The sequence below is a fragment of the Glutamicibacter sp. AOP12-B1-11 genome (genome assembly GCF_052379245.1).
Lineage (GTDB): Bacteria > Actinomycetota > Actinomycetes > Actinomycetales > Micrococcaceae > Glutamicibacter.
On record NZ_JBQSYL010000004.1, the window covers coordinates 87770 to 114297 of the forward strand.

The following is a 26528-nucleotide window of genomic DNA, read 5'->3' on the forward strand; positions in this document are numbered from 1 at the left end:
GCCACTAGGTGAGCGAAAGGCAAGGCAATCGACTGCCGCGAAGAACTAGTCCATCCGACCGACCGCGGTGACCGTGACTACCGGGGCGCCGAGTTCATCGGAGTCGTCCAAGGAGATGGTGGCGTTGATTCCCCAGTCATGGTGCTCTTCCGGATCGGCGAAGATCTGGCGGACCTCCCAGATCCGGTTCGGCTTCTCGGTGACCACAAATAGGTTCGAGCCGCGGCCGTTCGGGCCGTCATCGATGTCCTCGTGTTCCTCGAAGTAGTCATCCATGGCCTCGGCCCAGTCATCGGCAGCAAAACCGCTATGCCCATCGAGTTCGCCCAAGGCCTGATCTTGTTCATCGGCGAAGAGCTTGACCCGGCGGAACATCTCGTTGCGAACCATCACGCGGAAGGCACGCATATTCGTGGTGAGCCTCTCCGGGGCAGGGGGAGTGATCTCGGTTTCTTCGTGCAGCTCGCCGCGCGAGAGCTCCTCCCATTCGTCGAGCAGCGAAGAGTCAATCTGGCGGATCAATTCGCCCAGCCATTCGATGAGGTCTTCGAGGTCTTCGCGCAGCGAATCCTGCGGGACGGTCTGGCGCAGGGCCTTGTACGCATCGGTGAGGTAGCGCAGCAGCACACCTTCGGAGCGAGCCAGCTGGTAGTACTGGACGAAGTCCGAGAAGCCCATGGCGCGTTCGTACATGTCGCGCACGACGGACTTGGGCTGAAGCTCGAAGTCCGCCAACCAGGGGGCACCGGAACGGTACTGCTCGAAGGCCGCCTCGAGCTTCTCCGCCAGCGGCTGCGGGTAGGTGACCTCATCCAGGGCCGCCATGCGCGCGTCGTAGTCCAGGCCTTCGGCCTTCATCGCGGCAATTGCCTCGCCGCGGGCCTTCTTCTCCTGGCCCGAAAGCACCTGGCGCGGCTTCTCCAAGGTCGCCTCGATCACCGAGACGACATCCAACGCGTAGCTGGGGGATTCTGGTTCGAAGAGTTCCAGGGCCGCCAGGGCAAATGGCGACAGCGGCTGGTTCAGCGCGAAGTTCTGCTGCAGGTGCACGGTCAGCTCGTAGTAGTTGCCGTATTCATCGGGTTCCGCGCGCCGCACCACCACGCCGGTGGCGATCAGCTCGCGCAGAATGCCCAGGGCGCGCAGCTTCAGCTTGCGCTGTGAGGCGGGGGTCTCATGGTTCTCGGTGAGCAGGCGCATGGCCGCCTCGAAGGCATTGTCCTCGCGTTCGAGCAGGTTCAGCAGCATCGAGTGGGAGACCTGGAAGGAGGACTTCAGCGTCTCCGGATCGGCATGCACGATCTTGTCGTAGGTCTTCTCGCCCCAGGTGACGAAGTTCTGCGGCGGCTTCTTCTTCGGGATCTGCTTGAGCTTTGAGGAGCCCTCACCGTGCTTCTTCAGGGCCTTTTCCATGGCCTTGTGGTTCTCGATCGCATGCTCGGGAGCCTGGACCAGCACGGTGCCGGCGGTGTCGAAGCCGGCGCGCCCGGCGCGGCCGGCAATCTGATGGAACTCGCGGGCGTTGAGGGTGCGGGTACGGGTGCCGTCGAACTTGGACAGCGCGGTGATCAGCACCGTGCGGATGGGCACGTTGATGCCCACGCCCAGGGTGTCGGTACCGCAGATGACCTTCAGCAGCCCGGCCTGGGCCAGCTGCTCGACCAGCCGGCGGTACTTGGGCAGCATGCCGGCGTGGTGCACGCCGATGCCGTGGCGCACCAGCCGGTTCAGCGTCTTGCCGAACCCTGCCGCGAAGCGGAATCCGGCCACCAGCTCGGCGATGCGGTCCTTTTCCTCGCGGGTGCACACGTTGACGCTCATCAAGCCGGTGGCGCGATCGATCGCGTCCAGCTGGGAGAAGTGCACGATGTAGATCGGGACCTGCTGGGTTTTGATCAGTTCCTCGACGGCTTCCTGAACCGGTTCCATCGAGTAGTAGAAGTGCAGCGGGATGGGACGCTCGGAGTGCGCCACCGTCACGGTGGTTTTTCCGGTGCGGTCTTCAAGTTCCTTCTCGAAACGGCTCACGTCGCCCAGGGTGGCGCTCATCAGCAGGAACTGCGACTGCGGCAGCTCGATGAGCGGCAATTGCCAGGCCCAGCCGCGCTGTGGATCTGCATAGAAGTGGAACTCGTCCATGATGACCACCCCGGCATCCGCGCGCGAGCCTTCGCGCAGGGCGATGTTTGCCAAGATCTCGGCGGTGCAGCAGATGATCGGCGCGTCGGCATTCACCGAGGAGTCGCCGGTGACCATGCCGACGTTTTCGGCCCCGAAGATCTTGCACAGGTCGAAGAACTTCTCCGAGACCAGGGCCTTGATCGGGGCGGTATAGAAGCTGATCTGGTCGCGGGACATCGCGTAGAAGTGCGCGGCAATGGCGACCAGCGACTTGCCCGAGCCGGTGGGCGTCGCCAAAATGACGTTGCTTCCGGCGGCCAAGGCCATCGAAGCCTCGTCCTGGGCGGGGTATAGGTCGATGCCGCGGGTGGTTACCCAGCGGCCAAAGGACTCGTAGATCTCGTCGTCGGAAACGTTCTTCGCATCTGCAGGCAGGTAATCGGTGAGCAACATGATGCTCTAAGCCTATCCGTTGAGAACTGTGACCGGAGGCTAGCTGAACGCTGAGCCGTGGTACTAGGCTCGGAAATATGAAGTGGAACCCGAATAAATACGCTGAATTCGCGAATTACCGCGGACGACCCTACGAAGACCTGCTGGGTCAGCTAGGCGAAATCACCCCTAGGCAGATCGTTGACCTGGGCTGCGGGCCGGGAGACAAGACGAGTCTGCTGGCCGAAACCTGGCCGCAGGCGCAGGTGACCGGATTGGATTCCTCGCCGGAGATGATCGCCCAAGCCAACGGCGCGGTGCGGCTGCCGAATCTGGGCTTCGACCTGCTCGATGCACGCCACTGGCACCCGGGACCCGAGATCGACCTGCTCTTTTCCAACGCCATGCTGCAGTGGCTCCCCGAACACCGCGAACTGCTCAAAAACTGGTTGGGTGATTTGAAGGCCGGCGCCTACGTCGCAATCCAGATGCCGGGAAACTTCGGCGCTGCCTCCCATGCGGTGATGCGTCAGGTGGCCGACGGGGCGAAGTGGGCGGGCAGGCTCGGTGGCGTGCTGCGGCACGAAGACGTGGTGGGCGAACCACAAGAGTACCAGCGGCTATTGCTCGAGGCAGGGTTCCAGGCAAATGTGTGGGAGACGACGTACCACCAGGTGATGGTGGGGGAGAGCCCGATCCTTGACTGGGTGCGAGGCACCGCTTTGCTGCCCATCAAGGCCACATTGCCCGAGGACGAATACCTGGATTTCGAAGCGGACTATTCCGCTGCCGTCGCCGAGCATTACCCGTCGTTCACGGCACCGGACGGTGCCAAGCTGACGAACTTTCCCTTCCGGCGCATCTTTATGGTGGCACGCAAGCAGGGCTGAATCACTGGTGCCGGCGCTGGACATGGAGGACAATGGCCGCATGGAAAAGCGGCGCACCTACGTAGCCACGGCGGAACACTGCGCGCAGCTGGCAAAGCTGCAGGCTGACTTTAATGCGGAGTTCGGTTCTCCCTGCCCCACGGAGCAGATACTAGCCAGGCGGTTGCGGGGCATGCTCGCTGGCCCACACTGTTATGCGGTGCTCGCCGGTCCTGCACCTGAGCCGTCGGGCCACGCCATCGTGACCCTGCGGCCAACCATCTATTCCGACGGACCGCTCGCGGTGCTTGATGAGCTGTATGTGCGCCCTCCACTGCGCGGCGAAGGCATCGGCGGCGCCATCCTTGATCATGTCCTGCGCCAGCTGGCCGCGCGCGGGGGCAGCGAAATGCACATCAACGTGGATGAAGACGATGCGCAGGCTCGTCGCTTTTATGAGGACCGCGGGTTTGTGAACCACGAACCGGGCAGTGAATGGCGGATGCTGCTCTACCTGCAAGAATTGCCCACCGGGCCATAGCCTGATGGGCAATGCTGCAAATGATGGATTACCAGCCGCGCTGTCGCCATTCACCGAGGTGCGGGCGCTCGGTGCCCACGGTGGTGGAGCCACCATGACCGGGCAGGACGACGGTATCATCCGGGAACTTTTCGAAGATACGTTCGGATACGTCGTTGAGCAACGACTCGAAGCGCTCCGGGTCCTCCCAGGTATTGCCTACACCCCCGGGGAAAAGGCTGTCTCCGCTGAAGATGACCTGCTGTCCCGAGGAGTCCTGCAATGCATATGCGATCGAGCCCGCGGTGTGCCCGCGAAGGTGGATGGCCTCAAGTTCCACCTTGCCAACGGAAACTCGATCACCATGGGTCAGCCCGTGGCTGATCTTCACGCCGGACTCCTTGGCGATACCGTTGATATCTTCGGCGCCTGCATACGTTGGAACGGCGAAGCGTTCGACGACCTCGGCCAGGGCCCGCACGTGGTCCCAATGCTCATGGGTCGTGGCGATGCCAACGACCTCTGGTTCGGGGCCATCCTTGGCGGCGCTGGCCACGAGTTCAAGAATCGCAGGAGTTTCGTCGGCCGCATCGATCAGTAGTTGTTTGCCACTGGCCCGTTCGGTGACCAAGTAAACGTTGTTGTTCATTTCCGAGACGCTCACCGACCGAATCGTGACGTCGGCTAATAGAAGTTCACTCATACCCATTACCCTACGGTGGCGACTGGCTTGAACGCGATAGGCTCAGTGAATCAACTAAAGCATTGCACCGAATGGAGCGCCCATGGCCAATCTGGATTTCATCCGTATCGACTCGAAATCGGCTGTCGCACCGTACCAGCAGGTACGAGAGCAAATCCTGGCACGTATTGCGGGTGGAGATTTGGCACCCGGAACCAAGCTTCCCTCGGTGCGGGCGCTCGCCGGTGACCTGGATCTTGCGGTGAACACGGTGGCTAAGGTCTATAAGGAGCTGGAAGCTCAGGGCGCGGTCGTGACCCGCGGGCGGCACGGAACCATCGTGCAAGCGGCCGAGGATCGTGCCCAGCAAGAAGTCAGCGATGCCGCAGCCGATCTGGCACGCGTTGCCCAGACCTGGTCGGTGGACGAAGAAACCGCGGTCAGATACCTGCGCGCCGCTTTCAGCTCGCTGCCCCGTTAATTAGTGGCCTTCGGGCCATGGGGCACCGGGCTGTGCGAGGCGAGCTAACCCGAAACGCGATTTGAGTGTCCCTAGAGGTTGGTTCATGCAAGTTGGGCCCAAACCGCACTGCACCAGAACCATCGGCAGATTCTGCGCCACGCTCAGATAACTCGGGCAAATCCTGTCAGTTGGCGGTTCGGAGCAGTGAAGCCGACTTCTTCCAGAGTTGTTCTGCGAACTTCGGGTTGTGCATTTCGGCACTTACCCTTGTCGCTATCCTGCGGGATTCATAGTAGGAACCCGGCAGGAAAGTCGTTCCAGGAGTCCCTTCCGCGAGCCAAACAAGCTGATCTGACCCTTTTTCGGGAGTGACCGTAAATAGTCGTTTGAGTGGCCCGTGGTAAATGCGCCGCATGAAATGCGTAGTTTCGCTGGCAAAGCTGCTGGCGACGATACCCGGATGGAAAGCAACGGCAGTGACGCCTCGTGGTCCGAACCGGTGCTGCAATTCCTGAGTGAAGAGGATGTTAGCGAGTTTCGCGTTGCCATAGGCTTTCTGCGGGGCGTAGCCCACGGTATTCTGCAGGTCTTCGATATCCATCCGCCCGAAGATCCGAGCGGCCGCACTGGCTGTCTGGATAATCGTTGCCTTGCCGGCAAACAGCGCTGGCATGAGCAAGCTGGTGAGCAGGAACGGAGCAAGGTGGTTGACCTGGAAAGTGGTTTCATGCCCATCAACGGTTTGGGTTCGCTTACCCATGATCCCGCCTGCGTTATTCGCGAGCACGTTGATTTCCGGGTATGCCTTCAGCAGATCATCTGCCAGCTTTCTGACTTGGTTCAGCTCCGCGAAATCCGCGACATAGTAAGGCACAGACAGCTCTGCGGCGATGCTTTTGGTTTTGCCCTCCGAGCGCCCGACGATGACGACGCGATGGCCACGGCCAACCAGCGTGCGCGCGGCGGCCGCACCGATGCCGTCGCTGCCGCCGGTGATGATAATGGTTTTGCTCATGGTGGATACATTTCCTCAATGCCGGCGCGGGAGCTCAGCCTCCCATTATCCGAGCGAACTGGCAAGTCATCCCAGCGGACGCCGGTGGCCGTATTTAGTTGAAGGCCAAGGGTTCCGTGGCCGGGCTGGAGCGCTTCGCCGGGAGGTGCCGGCCACATGGCTCGTCGGGGCAGTTTTGTGGGGACATGCCAAGAGGATGAACGCTGCCGACGCTGGTGCCTAATCGTCTGGTTTCTCCTGCTCGATCCGTTTGAGGCCCCAAACGGCCGCCGACCAGCAAATCTTCAGGCAAGGAAATGCCCGGGATATCGCCCTGCGCGAAAGTAACGCGCATTTGTGCCAAGCACCACGTTTATTCGAAGTAGTTTTCGATTAGTATTACTTCGTGGCTATTACTGCAGAAAGCAAAAAACTGGATTTGTCCCGTCTGATCGTCAAGGGTGCGCGCGAGCACAACCTGAAGAACGTAGACGTGGATCTTCCGCGCGACGCGATGATCGTCTTTACCGGCTTGTCCGGCTCCGGCAAGTCATCGCTGGCCTTCGACACGATTTTCGCCGAGGGGCAGCGCCGCTATGTCGAATCCCTGTCCGCCTATGCGCGCATGTTCCTGGGCCAGGTCGACAAGCCGGATGTGGACTTCATCGAAGGGCTTTCCCCGGCCGTGTCGATCGACCAGAAGTCCACGAGCCGCAACCCGCGGTCCACCGTGGGCACCATCACCGAGGTGTATGACTACATGCGCCTGCTCTGGGCCCGCGTAGGACGCCCGCACTGCCCCGAATGCGGGGAACCCATTTCGAAGCAGTCGCCGCAGCAGATCGTCGACCAGCTGCTGGAGATGCCGGAGAAGACCCGCTTCCAGGTGCTGGCCCCGGTGGTGCGCGCCCGCAAGGGCGAGTTCGTTGACCTGTTCGCCGAACTCTCCTCCAAGGGATTCTCCCGTGCCCGGGTCGACGGCAAGACCATTCAGCTGACCGAGCCGCCCAAGCTGGCCAAGCAGGTCAAGCACACCATCGAGGTGGTCGTTGACCGCCTCGCCATTAACGACACGGTGCACCAGCGGCTGACCGACTCGGTGGAAACCGCACTGAACCTGGCCGAGGGCCGCGTGCTGGTGGACTTCGTGGATCTGGAAGAGGACGACCCGAAGCGCGTCCGCGCGTTCTCCGAGAACCTCGCCTGCCCGAACGAGCACCCGCTGGCCATCGATGAGATCGAACCCCGGACCTTCTCCTTCAATAACCCCTTCGGCGCCTGTTCGGCCTGCAGCGGCATCGGCACCAAGCTCGAAGTCGATGAGCACCTGATCGTCCCGGATGCCGAGGTCAAACTGGCCGACGGGGCCATCGCGCCGTGGTCCTTGGGCAAGGCGACCACCGAATACTGGAACCGGTTGATCGAGGGGCTCGGCAAGGAGCTGGGCTTCAGCATGGACACCGCCTGGAAGGACCTGCCGGCACCGGCGCGCCAGGCGATCCTGAACGGCAAAGACCACAAGGTCGTCGTGCAGTACAAGAACCGTTTCGGCCGGGAGCGCAAGTACTCCACCGGGTTCGAAGGCGTCATCTCCTATGTGCACCGCAAGCATGAGGAAACCGAATCGGATCACGCACGCGATCGCTACGAGCAGTACATGCGCCAGATTCCGTGCCCTACCTGCGGCGGCGCACGCCTGAACCCGGCCTCGCTGTCGGTGCTGATCGGCGGCAAGTCGATCGCCGCGGTGGCGGCCATGGATCTGCGCGCGGCGGCCGAATTCCTCACCACCTTGGAGCTCAGCGACCGCGAGGCGCAGATCGCCACCCAGGTGCTGAAGGAAATTGGCGCGCGCATGAAGTTCCTGCTGGACGTGGGCCTGGAATACCTGACCCTGGAACGCGCCGCGGGCACCCTGTCCGGTGGCGAGGCGCAGCGCATCCGCCTGGCCACGCAGATCGGCTCCGGGCTGGTCGGAGTGCTCTACGTGCTGGACGAGCCCTCCATCGGCCTGCATCAGCGCGACAACCGCCGGCTGATCGAAACCCTGCTGCATCTGCGTTCGCTGGGCAATACGCTGATCGTCGTCGAACACGATGAGGACACCATCGCCGAGGCGGATTGGATTGTGGACATCGGTCCGGGCGCAGGGGAGCACGGCGGTGAGGTGGTCCATTCCGGCTCGCTGGAGGGGCTGAAGGAGAACACCCGCTCGCTGACCGGAGACTACCTCTCCGGGCGCAAGCAGATCGAGCTGCCGAAAAAGCGCCGCAAGGCCGACAAGAAGCGCATGCTCAAGCTGGTGGGCGCGAAGGAAAACAACCTGCGGGACGTCACCGTGGAGTTCCCGCTGGGCGTGCTGACCGCCATTACCGGTGTCTCAGGTTCGGGCAAGTCGACGCTGGTCAACGACATCCTGTACAAGGTGCTGGCCAATAAGCTCAACGGCGCCAAGCAGGTTCCCGGCCGCCACACCCGGGTGCTGGGCCTCGAGCACCTGGACAAGGTCGTGCACGTGGACCAGTCGCCGATCGGGCGGACCCCGCGGTCGAACCCGGCCACCTACACCGGAGTTTTCGACAATATCCGCAAGCTCTTTGCGGAGACCAATGAGGCGAAGCTGCGCGGCTACCAGCCGGGCCGCTTCTCATTCAACGTCAAGGGCGGGCGCTGCGAGTCCTGCTCGGGTGACGGCACGCTGAAGATCGAAATGAACTTCCTGCCGGACGTATATGTGCCGTGCGAGGTCTGCCAGGGCGCGCGCTACAACCGCGAAACCCTGCAGGTGCTCTACAAGGGCAAGAACATCTCGGACGTGCTGAATATGCCGATCTCCGAGGGCGCCGAGTTCTTCGCCGCGTTCACCCCGATCGCCCGCCACCTGAGGACCCTGGTCGATGTGGGACTGGGCTATGTGCGCCTGGGGCAGCCGGCCACCACGCTTTCCGGCGGCGAGGCGCAGCGTGTGAAGCTCGCCGCGGAATTGCAGAAGCGTTCAAACGGCCGCTCCATCTACGTGCTCGACGAACCGACCACCGGTCTGCACTTCGAAGACATCCGCAAGCTGCTGCTGGTTCTGCAAGGACTGGTGGACAAGGGAAACACCGTGTTGACCATCGAGCACAACTTGGACGTCATCAAGTCGGCCGACTGGGTGATCGATCTGGGGCCGGAAGGCGGCTCGGGCGGCGGAACGATTTTGGCCACCGGAAGCCCGGAATCCGTGGCGAAGGTCGACGAATCGCACACCGGAAAGTACCTGGCCGAAATTCTCTAGAACCTCAAATCCCGAGCGAGGCGGACCCGCTGAATATGCGTTTTCAGTTATGGATTCCTAACGTGAGTCCGCTTCATGGGATGATGTCTAAGTGAATATGTCGGTAACAAGCGTGCTCTTTGATCTGGACGGGACTCTCGTGGACCCCGCAGGTTCCATTACTTCCGGAATTCGTCATGCCCTCGTGGCGCATGATGTCACCGATCCCGGAGAGGAAGCCGTCGAGGCGTTGGTGGGTCCACCGCTGCAAATCGGTCTGCGCACCCTGGACGGTGTCACCGACGAGAATATCGATCAGATCATCGCCGCATACCGTGCCAGGTACGCGGCGGTGGGCATGGCCGCCTCGCGGGTTTACCCGGGACTGCGCGAACTGTTGGCTGCGCTCCGCGCGGCCGGAATCTACGTGGCAGTGACGACGGCCAAGCCGGAGCCCATTGCACGGGACCTGATCGCCAAGCAGGGGCTGGATTCCGCGCTGGACGCCATCTTCGGCAACGCCTCGGAGCACGGATCCTTGGGTTCGAGCAAGACGCATATCGTCCGGGCCGCGCTCCAGGCGGGCGAGCTGGATCCGGCACGCACCGTGGTCGTCGGCGATCGCTACTACGACCTGGATGCGGCGCGTGAAAACTCGGTGGCATCGATTGGTGTCAGCTGGGGTTTTGCGCTTCCCAACGAGTTGGACGCGGCAGACCACCTGGCCGATAGCGTGCCTGAGCTCGCCGTCCTATTGCTGGGTGAAGAACGTGCTGCGGCGCTCAACGGACAGCCGATGCAGGAGGGCCTGAACTAATGAGCCTCTACACCATGACCCGCTCCTCGATCCGCGGCATGCTGCACACCCTGTGCCGTCCGGAGATTACCGGGGTCCACAACGTTCCCAAGGAAGGCGGCTTCATCGTCGCCTCCAACCACTTGTCGTTCCTCGACTCGATTATCGTGCAGGCGTTGACCCCACGCGATGTCGCGTTCTTCGCCAAGGCCGAATACTTCACCACCCCCGGCCTCAAAGGCAAAGCCATGAAGACCTTTTTCGAATCCGTAGGGTCCATCCCGGTGCAGCGCGGTGAGCAGGCGGCCTCCGTGGCGGCCCTGGACTCGCTGGTGGAGATCATCGAAAACGGAAGCGGCATCGGAATCTACCCGGAGGGCACCCGGTCACGCGACGGCAAGCTCTACCGTGGCCGGACCGGAGTGGGCTGGCTGGCCCTGACCACGGGTGTCCCGGTGATCCCGGTGGGACTGATCGGCACCGAGAAGCTGCAGCCGGCCGACACCAAGGGCATTCGCCCGACGAAGTTCTCCATTCACTACGGGGAGCCGCTGTACTTTGACCAGCTGGGCCGCAAGCATCCGCTGCCCGAACGCCGCCGCGCGACGGACCGGATCGTTGACGCGATCGCCGAGCTGAGCGGTCAGGAACGTGTGGACTCGTACAACCAGTTGCCACCGGACGCGAAGTAGCCATGGCAGATCCAGCCAGCTACCGTCCGAAATCATCGGATATCCCCACTAAACCGGGTGTCTACCGCTTCCGCGACGAGCACGGCCGGGTCATCTATGTGGGCAAGGCCCGTGTCCTGCGCAATCGTTTGGCCTCATATTTCATCAACCCGGAACGCCTGACCGCTAAAACCCGCACGATGGTGTTCACCGCGGCCAGCGTCGAATGGACAACCGTCGGATCCGAGCTGGAGGCGCTTCAGCTCGAGTACACCTGGATCAAGGAATACACCCCGAGATTCAATATTGTCTTCCGCGACGATAAGACCTATCCGTACCTGGCCATCACGATGGACGAACAATTCCCGCGCGCCCTGGTCATGCGCGGGGACAAGCGCAAGGGCGTGAAGTATTTCGGCCCGTTTTATCCGGCCAAGGCGATCCGCGAAACTCTCGATACGCTTTTGCGCGTCTTCCCGGTACGCACCTGTGCGCCAGGGGTCTTCAAGCGTGCCGAAGCCTCGGGCCGCCCGTGCTTGCTGGGGTATATCGATAAATGCTCCGCGCCTTGCGTCGGTCGGATCTCTCCAGAAGACCACCGAGCCCTGGCCGATGACCTGTGTACCTTCATGGGTGGCGAAGCAGGGAAGTTCACCCGCGAGCTGACCGCGCAGATGCAGGCTGCCGTCGCCAATCTTGAATACGAACAAGCAGCCCGCTACCGTGACGACATCGCCGCCCTGAACAGGGTTTTCGAGCGCAATGCGGTGGTGCTTGCCGAGAGCACCGAAGCGGATATCTTCGGCATTCATGCCGATGAGCTTGAAGCCGCGGTGCAGGTCTTCCACGTGCGCGACGGCCGTATCCGCTCGCAACGCGGATGGGTGGTCGAAAAGGTCGCCGACCTGACGGACGCTGAATTCGTCGAGCAGCTGCTCACCCAGGTTTATGCCGATCATGCCGACCGGATCCCGCGTGAAGTTCTGGTGCCCACCTTGCCCGATGACATTGAAGATGTCACCACCTGGCTGACCGAACTGCGTGGCTCGAAGGTTTCCCTGCGCGTTGCGCAGCGTGGTGACAAGGCGGCGCTGGCCTCAACCGTGGTGGAGAACGCCGAGCAGGCGCTGCGCCTGCACAAGTCCAAACGTGCCGGTGATATTTCGACCCGTTCGGCCGCGATGCAGGAACTGCAAGAAGCGCTCGGTGCCGAAACCGCCCTGTTGCGCATCGAATGTTACGACGCGTCGCATACGCAGGGGACCAACGTTGTCGCCTCGATGGTGGTTTTCGAGGACGGGCTGCCCAAGAAGAGCGAATACCGAAAATTCTCGATTACCGGTGATGCCGCGCGTGATGACACCGCGAGCATGTACGACGTGATCCACCGACGCTTTAGCCGGTACCTGAAGGAAAAAATCGACCCGGACACTTTCAGCACCGGCGAGGTTGAGCCCGGAACCAGCGAAGTGAAGAAATTTGCTTACCCGCCGTCCTTGGTGATCGTCGACGGTGGCCCGCCGCAGGTGGCCGCGGCTCAAAAAGCCCTCGATGACTTGGGGATTGATGATATTCCCGTCGTTGGCTTGGCGAAGCGGCTCGAAGAGCTTTGGCTGCCGGAGGACCCATTCCCGGTGATCTTGCCGCGTGCTTCGGCGGCGTTGTACCTGGTGCAGCGCCTGCGCGATGAGGCACACCGCTTTGCCATTACCTTCCACCGCGCCAAGCGTTCGAAGTCGATGATTTCCTCGGATTTGGATGCCGTTCCGGGCTTAGGCAAATCGAAACAGGAAGCGCTCCGTAAGCACTTTGGATCGATGAAAAAGATCCGGGCCGCGTCCTTGGAGCAGCTCATGGAGGTCTCTGGAGTCGGGGAAAAGCTTGCGACTTCCATCAAAGAATCCTTGGAAGATACTTCACGTGCGGGTGTGAACATGACTACCGGTGAAATTCTCGACTAGCCTTGAGGTATGACCACCGAGTATGAAGCTGTAAAACCTCCGGAATCCGAACTCGTGATCGTCACCGGCATGTCAGGCGCCGGTCGAACCACGGTGGCCCACGCACTCGAAGACCTTGGCTGGTATGTGGTGGAGAACCTGCCGCCATCCATGCTGGGTATGCTCACCGAGCTGATGAGCCGTTCCCAAGGAACCATTCCACGATTGGCAGTGGTCATGGATGTGCGCTCCAAAGATCTCTTTCCAGAGATTCGTGAATCTCTGGCGCTGCTCACCAGCGGCGGGGTGAAGTACCGCCTGGTCTACTTGGACGCCAGCGATGAGGTCCTGGTCCGGCGCTTCGAACAGGGTCGCCGTCCGCACCCGTTGCAGGGCGACGGGCGGATCGTCGACGGCATCAAGCGAGAGCGGGACGTGACTGGACCGTTGCGTGAAGCCGCTGAACTCATTCTGGACTCCTCATCCATGTCGGTGCATGACCTGGCGCGTTCGGCGAATGAGCTATTTGCCGAATCGGGTCCGATCATTTTGCGGATCAACGTCATGAGCTTCGGGTTCAAATACGGCCTGCCCACCGACGCCAACTACGTGGCCGACGTGCGCTTCATTCCGAACCCGCACTGGGTTCCGGAATTGCGTCCGCAAACCGGCAAGGACAAGGAAGTCTCGGACTACGTCCTGCGTCAGCCGGGGACCAATGAATTTATCGAAAACTACCTTAAGGCACTGGAGCCAGTGTTCGAGGGGTATCGGCGAGAGAATAAGCACTACGCGACGATTGCCGTTGGCTGCACCGGCGGCAAGCACCGCTCCGTGGCAACGACCATTGAATTGGGGCGCCGACTGGCGCAGCTGCCCAATGTGCGAGTGAATATCACGCACCGTGATTTAGGCCGGGAGTAGTCTTCGATGGCATTCGCAACGGGACCAATCCCGATTCAGGGTCTTACCCGGCCCGATGATATGCGCAACCCCTCGGTGGTTGCGTTGGGTGGTGGGCATGGCCTGTCTGCCTCGCTTTCGGCGCTCCGCCGGCTCACCACGGAACTGACCGCCGTGGTGACCGTGGCCGATGACGGTGGAAGTTCCGGAAGGCTGCGCGGTTCCTTCGATGTGCTTCCCCCGGGGGACCTGCGCATGGCGCTGGCCGCCTTATGTGACGATAATGACTGGGGCCGCACCTGGCGCGATGTCATGCAGCACCGGTTCCAATCGGATGAGCATCCAGAAGAGCCGCTGAACGGCCATGCGGTGGGCAACCTGCTGATTCTCGCGCTCTGGGAATTGCTTGATAGCCCGGTAGCTGGACTGCGCTGGGCCGGCGCGTTGCTGGGCGCACGTGGCCAGGTGCTGCCCATGAGCACCGTTCCGCTGTCGATCCATGGTGAAGTTCTTGAAGCGGACGAAGTCACCGATACCCTGATCAAGCGTCGCATAGATGGCCAGGCGCAGTTGGCCGCGGCGGGTGGCGGGGGACTGGTCTCCAAGGTGTATTTGGAACCTGACGGAGCTCCGGCCTGCCCCGAGGCGTTGGACGCGATCGAATTGGCCGACTGGATCATTCTGGGTCCAGGGTCGTGGTACACCTCGGTGCTTCCGCACTTGTTGCTGCCCGATATGCGTCAAGCCATCGCAGATACCACGGCGAAAAAACTGTTGACCATGAATCTATCCGTCGATACTGCCGAGACCTCTGGAATGGATGCCGCCGCGCATCTAGAGGTTTTGGGACGTTACGCCCCGAACGTTCAATTCGACGCGATTATCGCTGATGAATCGCGGGTTCGTAACAAGGAGAGATTTGAGCTGGCAGCGCAAAAACTCGGGGCACGTGTCTTCTTTAGTAGAGTAGGTGTATCTGACGGTCGTGCCGAGCACGACCCGTTGCGCTTAGCGGCGGCCTATCATGAGGTGTTTACCGCAATAGGATCCTAATCGGATCTATGTAAGGGAGTTTGATTCATGGCATTGACGGCTTCCGTCAAAGACGAGCTGTCGCGGGTTGAGATTCGCAAGCCATCGGTGCGCAAAGCCGAGGTTTCGACCATGCTCCGCTTCAGCGGCGGACTGCATATTGTCTCCGGGCGAATAGTAATCGAGGCTGAGGTTGACTTAGCTGCGACCGCTCGCAGGCTCAAGGTCGCCATTGGCGAGCTCTACGGACACGACGCGGAGATTGTCATGGTCTCCGGTTCCGGCATCCGTAAGGGCAGCCGATACATCGTGCGCGTCGCTAAGGACGGCGAAGTTTTGGCACGCCAAACCGGGCTTCTCGACCAACGTGGACGGCCGGTACGCGGTCTGCCCTCGGTCATCGTCAACGGTTCCACCGCCGACGCCGAAGCGGTGTGGCGTGGCGCGTTCTTGTCCCACGGTTCACTAACCGAACCGGGTCGCAGTTCGGCACTTGAAATTACCTGTCCCGGCCCAGAGGCCGCACTCGCCCTGGTCGGTGCGGCTCGACGCCTGGACCTGACCGTCAAGGCGCGTGAGGTACGCGGGGTGGACCGAGTGGTGATTCGCGATGGCGATGCCATCGCCCAACTCCTGACACGCATGGGCGCACACGACGCACTGATGGTGTGGGAAGAACGCCGCATGCGCAAAGAAGTCCGCGCCACCGCAAATCGGCTGGCGAACTTCGACGATGCGAACCTGCGCCGCAGCGCGCAAGCTGCTGTGGCTGCCGGTGCACGCGTGGAGCGCGCACTGGAGATTCTTGGCGACGAGGTGCCTGAGCACCTGCGTTACGCCGGGGTGCTTCGCCTGGAGCACAAGCAAGCGTCGCTGGATGAATTGGGCCGCATGGCCGAACCTCCAATGACCAAGGACGCGATTGCCGGCCGGATCCGCAGGCTCTTAGCCATGGCGGATAAAAAAGCTGGTGATCTGGGAATACCTGGTACCGAGTCCAGTGTTCCAGTAGATGAACTGGAACAGTAAAAAAGTGTCCCCGCGGCAGACCTTCCGCGGAGATTCAACCAATTGAGAAGATTGAGGAGAATCATGGCTGTCTATTCACTGCCAGAACTGCAGTATGACTACGCTGCACTGGAGCCGAACATCTCGGCTCGCATCATGGAGCTGCACCACTCGAAGCACCACGCAACCTACGTTGCAGGCGCTAACTCGGCGTTGGAGCAGCTGGCAGAAGCCCGCGAAAAGGGCGAATTCGGCAACATCCCGAAGCTTTCGAAGGACCTGGCGTTCCACTTGGGTGGACACACCAACCACTCGATCTTCTGGAACAACCTCTCACCAGAGGGTGGCGACAAGCCAGTAGGCGAGTTGGCAGCGGCCATCGACGAGTTCTTCGGCTCCTTCGACGGATTCCGCGGTCACTTCACCGCTTCGGCCATGAGCCTGCAGGGCTCGGGCTGGGCAATTCTGGCCTACGAGCCGCTAGGTGGCCAGCTGGTCATCGAGCAGCTGTACGATCAGCAGGGCAACGTCCCAGTGGGAACCATCCCGCTGCTGATGCTGGACATGTGGGAGCACGCCTTCTACCTGGACTACGTCAACGTCAAGGCTGACTACGTCAAGGCCTTCTGGAACATCGTGAACTGGGCCGACGTCCAGGCTCGCTTCGAAGCCGCTCGCACTGGCGCTGCTTCGCTGGTGGTTCCAGGTAAGTAATTATTGCCGAATTAACCTTCTGGTAATTCAGCTCACATTCTCCGCGAATTTCGCGTAGGATGTATCAGGTGTGTTGCAGACCTCGTGTTTCACGAGGTCTGCAACTCACGACACAACGGAGTGTCCTCTTAGATAAGCAGGCCACTTCCGTGAAAAGCACGGCAGTGGCGCAATCATCCCATTTAGAGGAGATAGCCACATGACTACTCGTGTTGGAATCAATGGTTTCGGTCGTATCGGACGCAACTTCCTGCGTGCCACTCTGGCGCACAAGGCAGACATCGAAATCGTTGCAGTCAACGACCTCGGTTCCATCGATGCACTGGCTCACCTGGTGAAGTTCGATAGCGTTCTGGGCCCAGTCGGCGAAGCGGTATCCGTAGATGGCGACACCATCGTCGTCGGAGAGCGCCGCATCAAGGTGCTCTCGGAGCGCGACCCGGCAAACCTGCCATGGGGCGAATTGAACGTCGACGTTGTCATCGAATCGACCGGATTCTTCACCAAGGCTGCCGACGCTGGCAAGCACATCACCGCCGGTGCAAAGAAAGTCATCATCTCGGCTCCGGCCAGCGATGAAGACATCACCATCGTGATGGGCGCCAACCACGACAAGTACGATCCAGCCACGCACAACATCATCTCGAACGCATCGTGCACCACTAACTGCCTGGCCCCAATGGCCAAGGTTCTGAACGATGAATTCGGCATTGTCGACGGCCTGATGACCACCATCCACGCATACACCGCCGACCAGCGCCTGCAGGATGCACCGCACAGCGACCCGCGCCGTGCCCGCGCCGCAGCGCTGAACCTGATCCCGACCTCCACCGGTGCCGCTAAGGCCATCGGCGTGGTGCTTCCGGAATTGAAGGGCAAGCTTAACGGTTACGCAATGCGCGTACCGGTACCAACCGGCTCGGCCACCGACCTGACCGTCAACCTGGCTCGCACCGCGACCGTTGAAGAAATCAACGCCGCCTTCGAAAAGGCTGCCACCGAAGGCAAGCTGGCCGACTACCTCGAGTACTCGACCGATCCGCTGGTTTCCTCCGACATTGTGACGAACAAGCACTCCGCCATTTTCGACTCCGGCCTGACCTCCGTGATTGGCAACACCGTCAAGGTTGTGGCTTGGTACGACAACGAGTGGGGCTACTCCTCGCGACTTGTTGACCTTGTTGAATTCGTGGGATCAAGCCTCTAGTCGATAACCTAGAGACATGTCTTCTCACACTCTCGACGAATTACTCGCTGACGGTGTCCGCGGGCGGTACGTTTTGGTCCGAAGCGACCTGAACGTACCGCTCGACGGGGCGACCGTAACCGATGACGGACGCGTGCGCGCGTCCCTTCCGGTCATCACCAAACTGACCGAGGCTGGCGCCAAGGTCATCGTGATGGCACACCTGGGTCGCCCTAAGGGCCAGGTCGATTCGAAGTACTCCATCGAGCCTGCCGCTCGCCGCTTGAACGAACTTGCAGACTTCGATGTCACCGTGGCAACGGACGTAGTAGGAGCTTCGGCTCGCGAATCCGCCGCCGCGTTGGCCGAGGGTGCGGTGCTGGTCCTCGAGAACGTGCGCTTCGACGCCCGCGAGACCTCCAAGGCCGACGCCGAGCGTGAAGAATTCGCCACGGCGCTGGCCGCACTGACCGGTGACAACGGCGCCTACGTCAACGATGCCTTCGGTGCGGTGCACCGCAAGCATGCCTCGGTATTCGACATCGCAGCCTTGCTGCCAAGCTACCAGGGCGACCTGGTGGCAACCGAGGTCAAGGTCCTCAAGACCCTGACCGAAGCACCAAAGCGTCCCTACGTGGTCGTACTGGGCGGGTCGAAGGTTTCGGACAAGCTCGCGGTCATCGACAACCTGCTAGGCAAGGCCGATCAGCTGCTGATCGGTGGCGGCATGGCATTCACCTTCCTCAAGGCCCAGGGATACGCCATCGGCGGCTCGCTGCTTGAAGAAGACCAGATCTCGGTCTGCCAGGAATACCTGGCCCGCGCCGAAAAGCTCGGTTGCGACATCATCGTTCCATCGGACGTCGTCGTTGCCAGCAAGTTCGGGGCAGACGCCGAGCACGAGGTGCTTGCCGCCGACAAGATCGAAGAAGCCAGCTTCGGCTCGAACGGACTCGGCCTCGATATCGGACCGAAGTCCGCCGAACTGTTCGCAAGCTACATCACGAGCGCAAACACCGTGTTCTGGAATGGCCCAATGGGCGTCTTCGAGATCCCGACCTTCGCCGAGGGCACCCGCACGGTGGCCCAGGCATTGGCAGGTTCCGAGGCGTTTAGCGTCGTAGGCGGTGGCGACTCAGCCGCCGCGGTACGTGCCCTGGGCTTCTCGGAGGACGACTTCGGCCACATCTCCACCGGTGGCGGAGCGTCGCTCGAATACCTTGAAGGCAAGACCCTGCCGGGTGTTGCCGCTTTGGAAGGCTAAATTTATGACGATGTCGAATAACGGCGCCTACGTGCGCCAGCCGCTGATCGCGGGCAACTGGAAGATGAACATGGACCACGTCCAGGGCATCACCCTGGTGCAGAAGCTCGCGTGGACGCTGAAGGATGCGCAGCACGATTACGACCGTGCCGAGGTTGCGGTGTTCCCACCGTTCACCGACATCCGCGGTGTGCAGACCCTGACCCTGGGCGACAAGCTGGACGTCGTCTACGGGGCACAGGACCTGTCCGCACAGGACTCGGGAGCCTATACCGGGGAGATCTCCGGCCAGTTCCTGAATAAGCTTGGCTGCAGCTACGTGCTGGTCGGCCACTCGGAGCGCCGCGAGTACCACAACGAGTCCAACGCCGTGATTGCCGCGAAGCTTGCCGCCGCGTACCGCCACGAGCTGACCCCGGTGCTTTGCGTCGGCGAAGGCCTTGAGGTACGCCAGGCGAACGAGCATGTTGCCTACACGCTGAACCAGCTTGCCGAGTCCCTGGAAGGCGTCACCGCCGAACAGGCCGAAACGCTGGTCATCGCCTACGAGCCGGTGTGGGCTATCGGAACCGGCGAGGTGGCGGGCCCGGCCGATGCGCAGGAGCTGTGCGCCGCGATTCGCGGAGCATTGGTCGAGCGCTTCGGCGAGGAGATTGCGCAGAAGGCGCGCCTGCTCTATGGCGGAAGCGTCAAGGCCGCAAATGCCGCGCAGATCATGCGTGAACGCGATGTTGATGGCCTGCTGGTCGGCGGTGCTAGTTTGGATGCCGAAGAGTTTGCTAATATTGTTAGGTTCGAGCACCATCTCGTCACCGACTGAATCTAATTAAGGAACCGTCGACTTGGATATCATCAAGATCATTCTGCAGGTACTGCTGGGTATCACCAGTGTCCTGCTCACCCTATTGATCCTTCTCCATAAGGGTCGAGGCGGCGGTATGTCCGACATGTTCGGTGGCGGCATGACCAGCTCGATGGGTTCCTCCGGTGTTGCCGAGCGCAACCTGAACCGCATCACCATTGTTCTTGGTCTGGTCTGGGGCGCGGTCATTATCGGCCTAGCCCTGGTCATGCGCTTCAGCATCGAGTCATAGCAGACAACTAGGAAAGGGGATCCACGACAGTGGGTCCCCTTTCCTAGTTAAGCCTGGATTCGCTTTTGCCGCCTAGCGCAGCTGGCCGAAGCGATCGGTGTCCGCGGTGGATCCAAGCACCAGCACGCGGTCCCCTTCGACCAGCACCGTGTCCGCATCGGTATTCTGCCAAACGCCGGACGCATTGGCTTTCGCGGCGATGGTGACCCGGTACTTCTTCCGGACCCCCATCTCGCTCAACCGCATCCCATGCAGGCTAGCCGGTGCGGTCATCTTCACCAGGGCGTAGCCCGGGTCGACCTCCACGTAATCCATGATCGAGCCGCGCACCAGATGCGCTACGCGCCGGCCCATATCCTTTTCGGGGTAGACAATGTGGTGCACCCCAAGTTGTTCGAGGATCAGCCCGTGCCGGTCATCCTGAGCCTTCGCCCAAATCAATGGAATGTTCATGCTGACCAGCAGCGAGCAGCACAGGATGGAGGACTGCAGATGGCTGCCTACGGCGACCACTAAGCGGTCAAAGTCGTGAATTGAAAGCTGCTCGAGCACCTCGCGGCGTGCGGCGTCCGCCCGCACCACCTGGGTCAGCTCACCGTTCAACGCCTGGACATTATCCTCGTTCAAGTCGATGCCCAGCACATGGGTGCCCGATTTCATCAATTCCATGGCGAGCGAAGCGCCAAAGCGCCCCAAGCCAATCACCGCGACCGAGTCCGCGGCGGCAATGTTCTTCGAATCTGAGCGGAAATTCAGTAGCTTACCCAATTGCGGGCCTTTCTTTTGGAAGTTCGTAGAGGGCCTTGCGGTCGCGCAAGGCGAGGGCCGAGCCGAGCGAGAGCACTCCGACGCGCCCTAAGTACATGAGCGCGATCAGAATGGTTTTGCCGCCATCGGGCAGGTCGGGGGTGATGCCGGTGGACAGGCCAACGGTGGCGAAGGCCGAGGTCGCCTCGAAGAGGCAACGATCCAGCGAATACGGCGTCAGCAGCAACAATCCCATGGTGCCCGCGAAGACCGCGGCGGTGCCCAAGAGCGTGACCGTCAGCGCTTGGCGATGAATGGACCGCGAAAGCCGTTTGCCCAGCACATTGACGGCCGTTTCGCCGCGCAGCTCGGTGAGGATGATAAATAGCAGCACCGCCGCGGTGGTGACCTTGATGCCACCGGCGGTGCCGGCCGGGCCGGCGCCGATGAACATGAGTACATCCATGCCGAGCCACGAGGCAGGGTGCATGGCACCGATATCGATGGAGTTGAACCCGGCGGTACGAGTTTGCACCGAGTGGAAAAAGCCGGCAAGCACGCGTGCCGCCGGGTCCAAGGTGCCAAGGGTTTCCGGATTGTTCCACTCCATGGCGGTGATGAACACCGTACCGCCGAGCAGCAGCAGGGCGGTCATGAGCAGCACGAGTCGGGTGTTCATGCTCCATTTGAGCGTGTTGCGTCCGTAGCGGCGCAGCTGAACGAGTACCGGGAAGCCGAGTCCGCCGAGGATGATCGCGAAGCTGACCGGCAAGCTGATCCAGGGGTCGTCCACGAAACCCATGAGGCTGTCCGAATAGAGCGCGAATCCTGCGTTGTTGAACGCGGACACCGCATGGAACACCGCGTGCCATAGGGCCGAGGGGGCATCGTAGTCGTAGCTCAACCAGAAGCGCAGGGCCAGTGGCACCGCTGTGATGGCTTCGAGGGACAGGGAGAAGAGCAGAATGGTTTTCGTGGCTGTGCGGACGTCCTGTCCGCTCAGGGCCTTGCTTTCGCGCTGGGAGGACTGCCGGGTGAGCAACCCGATCTTGCCCATGAGCAGCATGCTCAGCAGGGAGGCGACAAGCATGATGCCCAACCCGCCGAGCTGGATGAGCGCCAAGATGATGATCTTGCCGAAGAGCGTGTAGTGGGTTGCGGTGTCCACCACGGTCAGGCCCGTGACGCAGACCGCCGAGGTGGCGGTGAAGAGCGCGTCGATCAGTGGGGTGAATCTTCCATCGGTGTGTGCCCACGGTGTGGCGAGCAGCAAGCCACCGATCAGGATAGCGCCCAGAAACCCCAGGGCGACGAGTTGCGCTGGCCGGGCCAGGGAATTGTGGCGAGGGCTCACTTGGAGTCCGGACTTCTTTGCGAGCATGATTTCACATTGGTCGTAGTGACGCCGTGCGGAAGCGCGAGCGCGTGTAACGAATGAAATACTACGCCTGCCTTCAAGGTATTAATCCGTGATATGCATCTCATCGAATCGGGCCGCCCGGTGCGTCGACGATCGGGATTAAAGCGTTGATCCCCGAAGTCAAACCGCATAATCGGGATTTGCCTTCGAGGATCTTCGGGGAATGCGAGCGGCTAGTGGCTTTCGCCGACCAGCTCGACGACGCGCTGCGCGGTGCCCCACGACAGGGTGACTCCCGCGCCGCCATGGCCGTAGGCGGCGATGACCGGAATCCGGTGTCCCGCAACGCGTTCGAGGCGGATGGCATCGCGCGCCGGACGAAGTCCCACCTTGTGCTCCAGGACCTCCAGCCCTTCGAGTTCTGGCACCAGCTCGGTGGCGCGGCGCAGAATTGCCGCCGCGGTCTCCGGCTCGACGTCGCGGTTCCAATCATTGACCGTGTCGGTGCCGCCGACAATGATGTCCTCGCGCCGGGGAATGATGTAGCTGACCCCGCCGGGGTAGTCGTCGTCGCACAGCCAGTCGGTGAGCTTTTTCGTGTTGGCCAGGCGTACCACCTGGCCGCGGATCGGGTAGACGGACTCGTCATCGCCCAATAGCTGTCCACCGCGCAGCCCGCCGGCGATGACCGCAAGATCTGCGCTGCCATTAAGCTCGGTTAGTTCCTTGACCGTAGCGTGGATGAAAACCACCCCGAGCGCTTCGACCTCAGTGCGCAGCCACGAAAGGTAGGTGGTCATGGGGATGATCGGGAGGCGGGCGTAGACTCCGGCGTGGGCACCTTCGGGCAGCTCTGCCTTTGGCGCTTCGATTGTCTTCGCAACGATTCTGGTCCAGGAGCGGTCGGCCCCGGGCAGGTGATCCACGTTTAGACCCGAACGCAGGTCCACTCCGGTTTCGGGGATGGACGCCAGTTCTTCGAACCGCGCCAGCGAGCGTGCCAGCAGCAGATCCGCGGCGGGGGAGTTCTCCGAGTGGTAGGGGAACCAGATGGCGGCGGCCACGGCGGAGACGGTCTGCCATGGTTCTTGATCCGAGATGACGGTGACGCGGTGGCCGGCGCGGGCCAGCTCGTGGGCGGTGGACAGCCCGATCACTCCGGCGCCAATCACCGTGATGCGCTGAGCCTCTGCCGGCTGTTGCTGCGCGGTCATGTCTAGGGTCCTTTCAAATCACCAAGACCGGTGCCGCCCATTGCTTTGGGGCGGCACCGGTCTGCGGTGATGCTTAGAGCAGCGTCGCGGCGCTGCGGTCGATCAGCCAGCGGGTAGCCTCGGTGCCTTGCACGGCGCTTGCCGGCACCTTGGCCTCGTTGACCTCGTGCTGTGCAGCGGCCAAGGCTGGCGCCTTCTCCGCACCGGAGACCAGCAACCAGACCTCGCGGGCCGTGTTGATGGTGCTCATGGTCAGCGACACCCGGTGCGGTGGCGGCTTGGGGGAGTCGTGCACCGCGATCGCCCCGAGCTCGGTGGAGCGCGTGTGGTCCGGGAACAGCGAGGCCACGTGCGAATCCGGGCCCATGCCGAGCATCAGCACGTCGAAGACCGGGTTCGCCGCGCCGTCGCCGGCCTCCTCGGCGAGCAGCCGCGTGTAGGCGGCAGCCGCGTCCTCGGCGCTGGCGTAAGCGTCGCTGTCACCCATCGCGTGGACGGCGCCACGGTCAAGGCCCAGCTCGTCCAGGGCGGCGAACAGCGGTTCGGCCTGCACCGCGTTGCGCTCGGTGCTGCCGGCGGCGACGAAGCGCTCATCTCCCCACCAGAAGTGCACCTGGGACCAATTCACCGAAGCCTTCGCCGGGTTCTGCGCCACGGCAACCAGCGCCGCGATGCCCAGCGTGCCGCCGGTAACCACCACATGGGCGACCCCGCGGGCGGCGATCGCATCGGCGATGGAGGTGATCAGCCGGGCTGCGACCCCGTGCGCGGTGGCGGCGGTGTCTTCATGGATGACAATCTGTCTAGCGATCACTGGGAATGATGCTCCTTAGGTTGGTCAGGTTCAGCCCGCGGGTGATGACCTCGCCGAAGACATCGTCCGCGTCCAGGCGGCGCATCTCCTCGGCCAGGCATTCGGCCACCGAGCGGCGCGGCAGCGAGATGCGCTGCGGCGCGCTGCCGGGCAGGTAGAGGTGGGCCACGGCTCCGGAGGGACGGGAAAGCTCCACGTCGCCATCCTCACGAGCCAGACGCACGCTGGAGAGCCCGCCGGTGGACTTATCCGCCGCGATGGTCACCGGGACGTCCAGGCGCATGGTCAGCCAGGCCGCCAGCAGCGAGGTGGACGGAGAGTTCTCCGAACCCTTCACGGTGATGCCGCTCAAGCCCTCGGTACCGATCAAATCGATAATGCTCGCCAGCTGGGCGCGCCAGAGGGTGATGCGGGTCCACGCCAGGTCGGTGTCCCCGGCGCGGTAGGTGCTCGCGCGCTGGAAGAGCGCCTCGGTAGGATCCTTGGTCTCGTTCGAGTCGGTGATCCGCCGGTGCGCCAGCTTGCCCAGCGCGGTGTTGTACGGGTCGGCCGGGACCCCGTGCGGCCACCAGGCCACGATCGGCGCGTCGGGCAGCAGCAGCGCGGAGATCAGCGCCTCGTCGGCGGCCATATCCGGGCCATGCGTGCGCATCACGATGACCTCGGAGGCGCCGGCGTCACCGCCGACGCGGATCTGCACGTCGAGCCGGTTCTCGCCCTTCTCCGAGCCGCGCACCACCACGATGATGCGGCAGGGGTGTTCGCGGCTGGCCAGGTTGGCCGCCTCGATGGCGTTCTCCGCGAACCCCTCGCGGGTGATGACCACCAGGGTCAGCACCCGGGACAGGGCCACCACCCCGTGGGTGCGGCGCGAGGAGAGCAGCTTCTTGGCCACCTTCGAGGTGGTCGTGTTGGGAAGATCGATCATCATGGGCGTCGCCACGTCCTTCCGTCTTTGGCCATCAGCTCATCGCCGCTGGCCGGGCCCCAGGAGCCGGGCAGGTAGGGGTCTGGCTGTTCGGGCTGTGCGGCCCAGTAATCCTCGAACGGGTCGAGGATGCGCCAGGACTGTTCGACCTCTTCGTGGCGCGGGAACAACGGCGGTTCGCCGAGCAGCACGTCGAGGATCAGGCGTTCGTAGGCCTCCGGGGAGGACTCGGTGAACGCGTTGCCGTAGCCGAAGTCCATGGTCACGTCGCGGATCTCCATCTGGGTGCCGGGCACCTTGGAGGAGAAGCGGATGGTCGCGCCCTCATCGGGCTGCACGCGGATCACGAAGGCGTTCTGCCCGAACTCGTCGTCCGCGTGGTCGGTGAACAGCAGGTTCGGTGCGCGCTTGAAGACCACCGCGATCTCGGTGACGCGGCGGCCCAGGCGCTTGCCGGCGCGCAGGTAGAAGGGCACCCCGTCCCAGCGGCGGGTGTTGATGTTCAGCCGCACCGCCGCGTAGGTTTCGGTTTTGGACTTCGGGTTGAAGCCCTCCTCGTCGAGGAAGCCGACCACCTCTTCGCCGCCCTGCCACCCGGAGGTGTACTGTCCGCGGGCGCTGGCGGCCCCCAGATCCTCGGGCAGCTGCACCGCGGTGAGCACCTTTTCCTTCTCGGCGCGCAGGTGATCTGCGTCGAAGGAGATGGGTTCTTCCATGGCGGTCAGCGCGAGGAGCTGCAGCAGGTGGTTCTGGATGACGTCGCGGGCCGCGCCCACCCCGTCGTAGTAGCTGGCGCGCCCGCCGATGCCGATATCCTCGGCCATGGTGATCTGCACGTGGTCCACGTACTTGTTGTTCCACAATGGCTCGAACATCTGGTTGCCGAAACGCAGCGCCAGCAGGTTCTGCACGGTTTCCTTGCCCAGATAGTGGTCGATGCGGAAGACCGCGTCCGGCGGGAAGACCGACTCGACGATCTCGTTGAGCTCGCGGGCGCTTTCCAGGTCGTGGCCGAAGGGCTTCTCGATGACCACACGCTCCCAGCCGGGATTCTCGTCCTTGGCGAGCTTGTGCTCGGAGAGCTTCTGGCAGACCACGTCGAACCAGCTCGGCGGGATGGACAGGTAGAAGGCGTGGTTGCGTCCGGTGGAGCGCGAATCGGCCAGCTCGTCCAGGGTGGCGGAGAGCTGCTGATAGGCGTTGTCGTCGTCGAAGGCCCCGGAGATGAAACGCATTCCGGAGGCCAGCTGGTCGAACACCGTCTCGTTGAACGGGGTGCGCGCGCTGGCCAGGATCCATTCGCGGGCCTGGTTGGCGAAGTCCTCGGCGGACCAGTCGCGGCGGCCGAAGCCGACGATAGCGAAGTTCGGGGGTAGCAGGCCGCGGTTGGCCAGGTCATAGACCGCGGGCATCAGTTTTTTGCGGGCCAGGTCGCCGGTGATTCCGAAGAACACCAGCGCGCCCGGACCGGCGATGCGGTTAAGCCGCCGGTCGCGGGCGTCGCGAAGTGGATTGCTCAT

At 62.4% G+C, this 26528-nt stretch carries 24 protein-coding genes; 15 read left to right on the forward strand and 9 right to left on the reverse strand.

Going from position 1 to position 26528, the window contains the following annotated elements:
• Positions 1 to 45: 45 nt before the first annotated feature.
• Positions 46 to 2574, reverse strand: coding sequence for a DEAD/DEAH box helicase (locus ACT3UQ_RS03495; RefSeq protein ID WP_444636493.1), 2529 nt, complete (start codon positions 2572 to 2574; stop codon positions 46 to 48).
• Between the two features lie 77 nt (positions 2575 to 2651).
• Between ACT3UQ_RS03495 and ACT3UQ_RS03500 the strand changes: the two genes are divergently transcribed.
• Both ACT3UQ_RS03500 and ACT3UQ_RS03505 read left to right on the forward strand, forming a co-directional pair.
• Positions 2652 to 3443 (forward strand): methyltransferase domain-containing protein, encoded by a 792-nt coding sequence (locus ACT3UQ_RS03500; protein WP_105568929.1) that lies wholly within the window; start codon positions 2652 to 2654, stop codon positions 3441 to 3443.
• A 40-nt stretch (positions 3444 to 3483) separates the two neighbouring features.
• Positions 3484 to 3963 carry a GNAT family N-acetyltransferase gene (locus tag ACT3UQ_RS03505; RefSeq protein ID WP_444636494.1) on the forward strand — a complete coding sequence of 160 codons (480 nt, stop codon included), beginning with the start codon at positions 3484 to 3486 and terminating at the stop codon, positions 3961 to 3963.
• 28 nt (positions 3964 to 3991) lie between these two features.
• On the opposite strand, the gene ACT3UQ_RS03510 is transcribed toward ACT3UQ_RS03505, so the two are convergent.
• Positions 3992 to 4645, reverse strand: coding sequence for an MBL fold metallo-hydrolase (locus tag ACT3UQ_RS03510; RefSeq protein WP_444636495.1), 654 nt, complete (start codon positions 4643 to 4645; stop codon positions 3992 to 3994).
• An 82-nt stretch (positions 4646 to 4727) separates the two neighbouring features.
• On the opposite strand from ACT3UQ_RS03510, the gene ACT3UQ_RS03515 reads away from it, so the two are divergent.
• Complete coding sequence (locus tag ACT3UQ_RS03515; protein WP_096285172.1) at positions 4728 to 5105, forward strand: GntR family transcriptional regulator; 378 nt, start codon at positions 4728 to 4730, stop codon at positions 5103 to 5105.
• Between the two features lie 166 nt (positions 5106 to 5271).
• On the opposite strand, the gene ACT3UQ_RS03520 is transcribed toward ACT3UQ_RS03515, so the two are convergent.
• A complete protein-coding gene (locus tag ACT3UQ_RS03520) occupies positions 5272 to 6102 on the reverse strand; it encodes an SDR family NAD(P)-dependent oxidoreductase (protein ID WP_096285170.1) in 831 nt (276 codons plus the stop codon).
• A 385-nt stretch (positions 6103 to 6487) separates the two neighbouring features.
• Between ACT3UQ_RS03520 and uvrA the strand changes: the two genes are divergently transcribed.
• From uvrA to secG, 12 genes are all read left to right on the forward strand, one after another.
• Positions 6488 to 9358 (forward strand): excinuclease ABC subunit UvrA, encoded by a 2871-nt coding sequence (gene uvrA, locus ACT3UQ_RS03525; protein ID WP_444636496.1) that lies wholly within the window; start codon positions 6488 to 6490, stop codon positions 9356 to 9358.
• Positions 9359 to 9455: 97 nt separating this feature from the next.
• On the forward strand, positions 9456 to 10154 hold the full coding sequence (locus ACT3UQ_RS03530) for an HAD hydrolase-like protein (RefSeq protein WP_258133478.1): 699 nt from the start codon (positions 9456 to 9458) through the stop codon (positions 10152 to 10154).
• Positions 10154 to 10825 (forward strand): lysophospholipid acyltransferase family protein, encoded by a 672-nt coding sequence (locus tag ACT3UQ_RS03535; RefSeq protein WP_105552313.1) that lies wholly within the window; start codon positions 10154 to 10156, stop codon positions 10823 to 10825. The genes ACT3UQ_RS03530 and ACT3UQ_RS03535 overlap by 1 nt, the downstream gene beginning before the upstream one ends.
• 2 nt (positions 10826 to 10827) lie before the next feature.
• Positions 10828 to 12765: an excinuclease ABC subunit UvrC gene (gene uvrC, locus ACT3UQ_RS03540; protein ID WP_105568933.1), complete on the forward strand. Its 1938-nt coding sequence runs from the start codon at positions 10828 to 10830 to the stop codon at positions 12763 to 12765.
• A gap of 9 nt (positions 12766 to 12774) precedes the next feature.
• On the forward strand, positions 12775 to 13668 hold the full coding sequence (gene rapZ, locus ACT3UQ_RS03545; protein ID WP_096285160.1) for an RNase adapter RapZ: 894 nt from the start codon (positions 12775 to 12777) through the stop codon (positions 13666 to 13668).
• 6 nt (positions 13669 to 13674) lie between these two features.
• The gene (locus ACT3UQ_RS03550) at positions 13675 to 14700 is read left to right on the forward strand and encodes a gluconeogenesis factor YvcK family protein (RefSeq protein ID WP_105552311.1); all 1026 of its coding nucleotides are present in this window, start codon (positions 13675 to 13677) and stop codon (positions 14698 to 14700) included.
• Positions 14701 to 14727: 27 nt separating this feature from the next.
• On the forward strand, positions 14728 to 15708 hold the full coding sequence (whiA, locus tag ACT3UQ_RS03555) for a DNA-binding protein WhiA (protein WP_105552310.1): 981 nt from the start codon (positions 14728 to 14730) through the stop codon (positions 15706 to 15708).
• A 63-nt stretch (positions 15709 to 15771) separates the two neighbouring features.
• Positions 15772 to 16401, forward strand: a complete 630-nt coding sequence (locus ACT3UQ_RS03560; protein ID WP_105552309.1) for a superoxide dismutase — start codon at positions 15772 to 15774, stop codon at positions 16399 to 16401.
• 199 nt (positions 16402 to 16600) lie between these two features.
• Positions 16601 to 17608 (forward strand): type I glyceraldehyde-3-phosphate dehydrogenase, encoded by a 1008-nt coding sequence (gene gap, locus ACT3UQ_RS03565; RefSeq protein ID WP_096285152.1) that lies wholly within the window; start codon positions 16601 to 16603, stop codon positions 17606 to 17608.
• Positions 17609 to 17624: 16 nt separating this feature from the next.
• Positions 17625 to 18851 carry a phosphoglycerate kinase gene (locus tag ACT3UQ_RS03570; protein ID WP_444636497.1) on the forward strand — a complete coding sequence of 409 codons (1227 nt, stop codon included), beginning with the start codon at positions 17625 to 17627 and terminating at the stop codon, positions 18849 to 18851.
• A 4-nt stretch (positions 18852 to 18855) separates the two neighbouring features.
• Positions 18856 to 19671, forward strand: a complete 816-nt coding sequence (gene tpiA / locus ACT3UQ_RS03575; RefSeq protein ID WP_105552307.1) for a triose-phosphate isomerase — start codon at positions 18856 to 18858, stop codon at positions 19669 to 19671.
• A 22-nt stretch (positions 19672 to 19693) separates the two neighbouring features.
• Positions 19694 to 19945, forward strand: a complete 252-nt coding sequence (gene secG, locus ACT3UQ_RS03580; protein WP_096285146.1) for a preprotein translocase subunit SecG — start codon at positions 19694 to 19696, stop codon at positions 19943 to 19945.
• 72 nt (positions 19946 to 20017) lie between these two features.
• Here the strand turns inward: secG and ACT3UQ_RS03585 are convergent, their stop codons facing one another.
• The 6 genes from ACT3UQ_RS03585 to zwf form a co-directional block, all read right to left on the reverse strand.
• Positions 20018 to 20713, reverse strand: a complete 696-nt coding sequence (locus ACT3UQ_RS03585; protein ID WP_444636498.1) for a potassium channel family protein — start codon at positions 20711 to 20713, stop codon at positions 20018 to 20020.
• Positions 20706 to 22073: a TrkH family potassium uptake protein gene (locus tag ACT3UQ_RS03590; protein WP_444636499.1), complete on the reverse strand. Its 1368-nt coding sequence runs from the start codon at positions 22071 to 22073 to the stop codon at positions 20706 to 20708. The genes ACT3UQ_RS03585 and ACT3UQ_RS03590 overlap by 8 nt, the downstream gene beginning before the upstream one ends.
• A 212-nt stretch (positions 22074 to 22285) precedes the next feature.
• Entirely contained in the window at positions 22286 to 23266 is a 981-nt protein-coding gene (locus ACT3UQ_RS03595) for an FAD-dependent oxidoreductase (protein WP_444636500.1), read from the reverse strand.
• Positions 23267 to 23339: 73 nt separating this feature from the next.
• Positions 23340 to 24080, reverse strand: coding sequence for a 6-phosphogluconolactonase (gene pgl / locus ACT3UQ_RS03600; protein WP_444636501.1), 741 nt, complete (start codon positions 24078 to 24080; stop codon positions 23340 to 23342).
• Entirely contained in the window at positions 24070 to 25011 is a 942-nt protein-coding gene (locus ACT3UQ_RS03605; RefSeq protein ID WP_105552303.1) for a glucose-6-phosphate dehydrogenase assembly protein OpcA, read from the reverse strand. The genes pgl and ACT3UQ_RS03605 overlap by 11 nt, the downstream gene beginning before the upstream one ends.
• Positions 25008 to 26528, reverse strand: coding sequence for a glucose-6-phosphate dehydrogenase (gene zwf / locus ACT3UQ_RS03610; RefSeq protein ID WP_105552302.1), 1521 nt, complete (start codon positions 26526 to 26528; stop codon positions 25008 to 25010). Before zwf ends, ACT3UQ_RS03605 begins: the two co-directional genes overlap by 4 nt.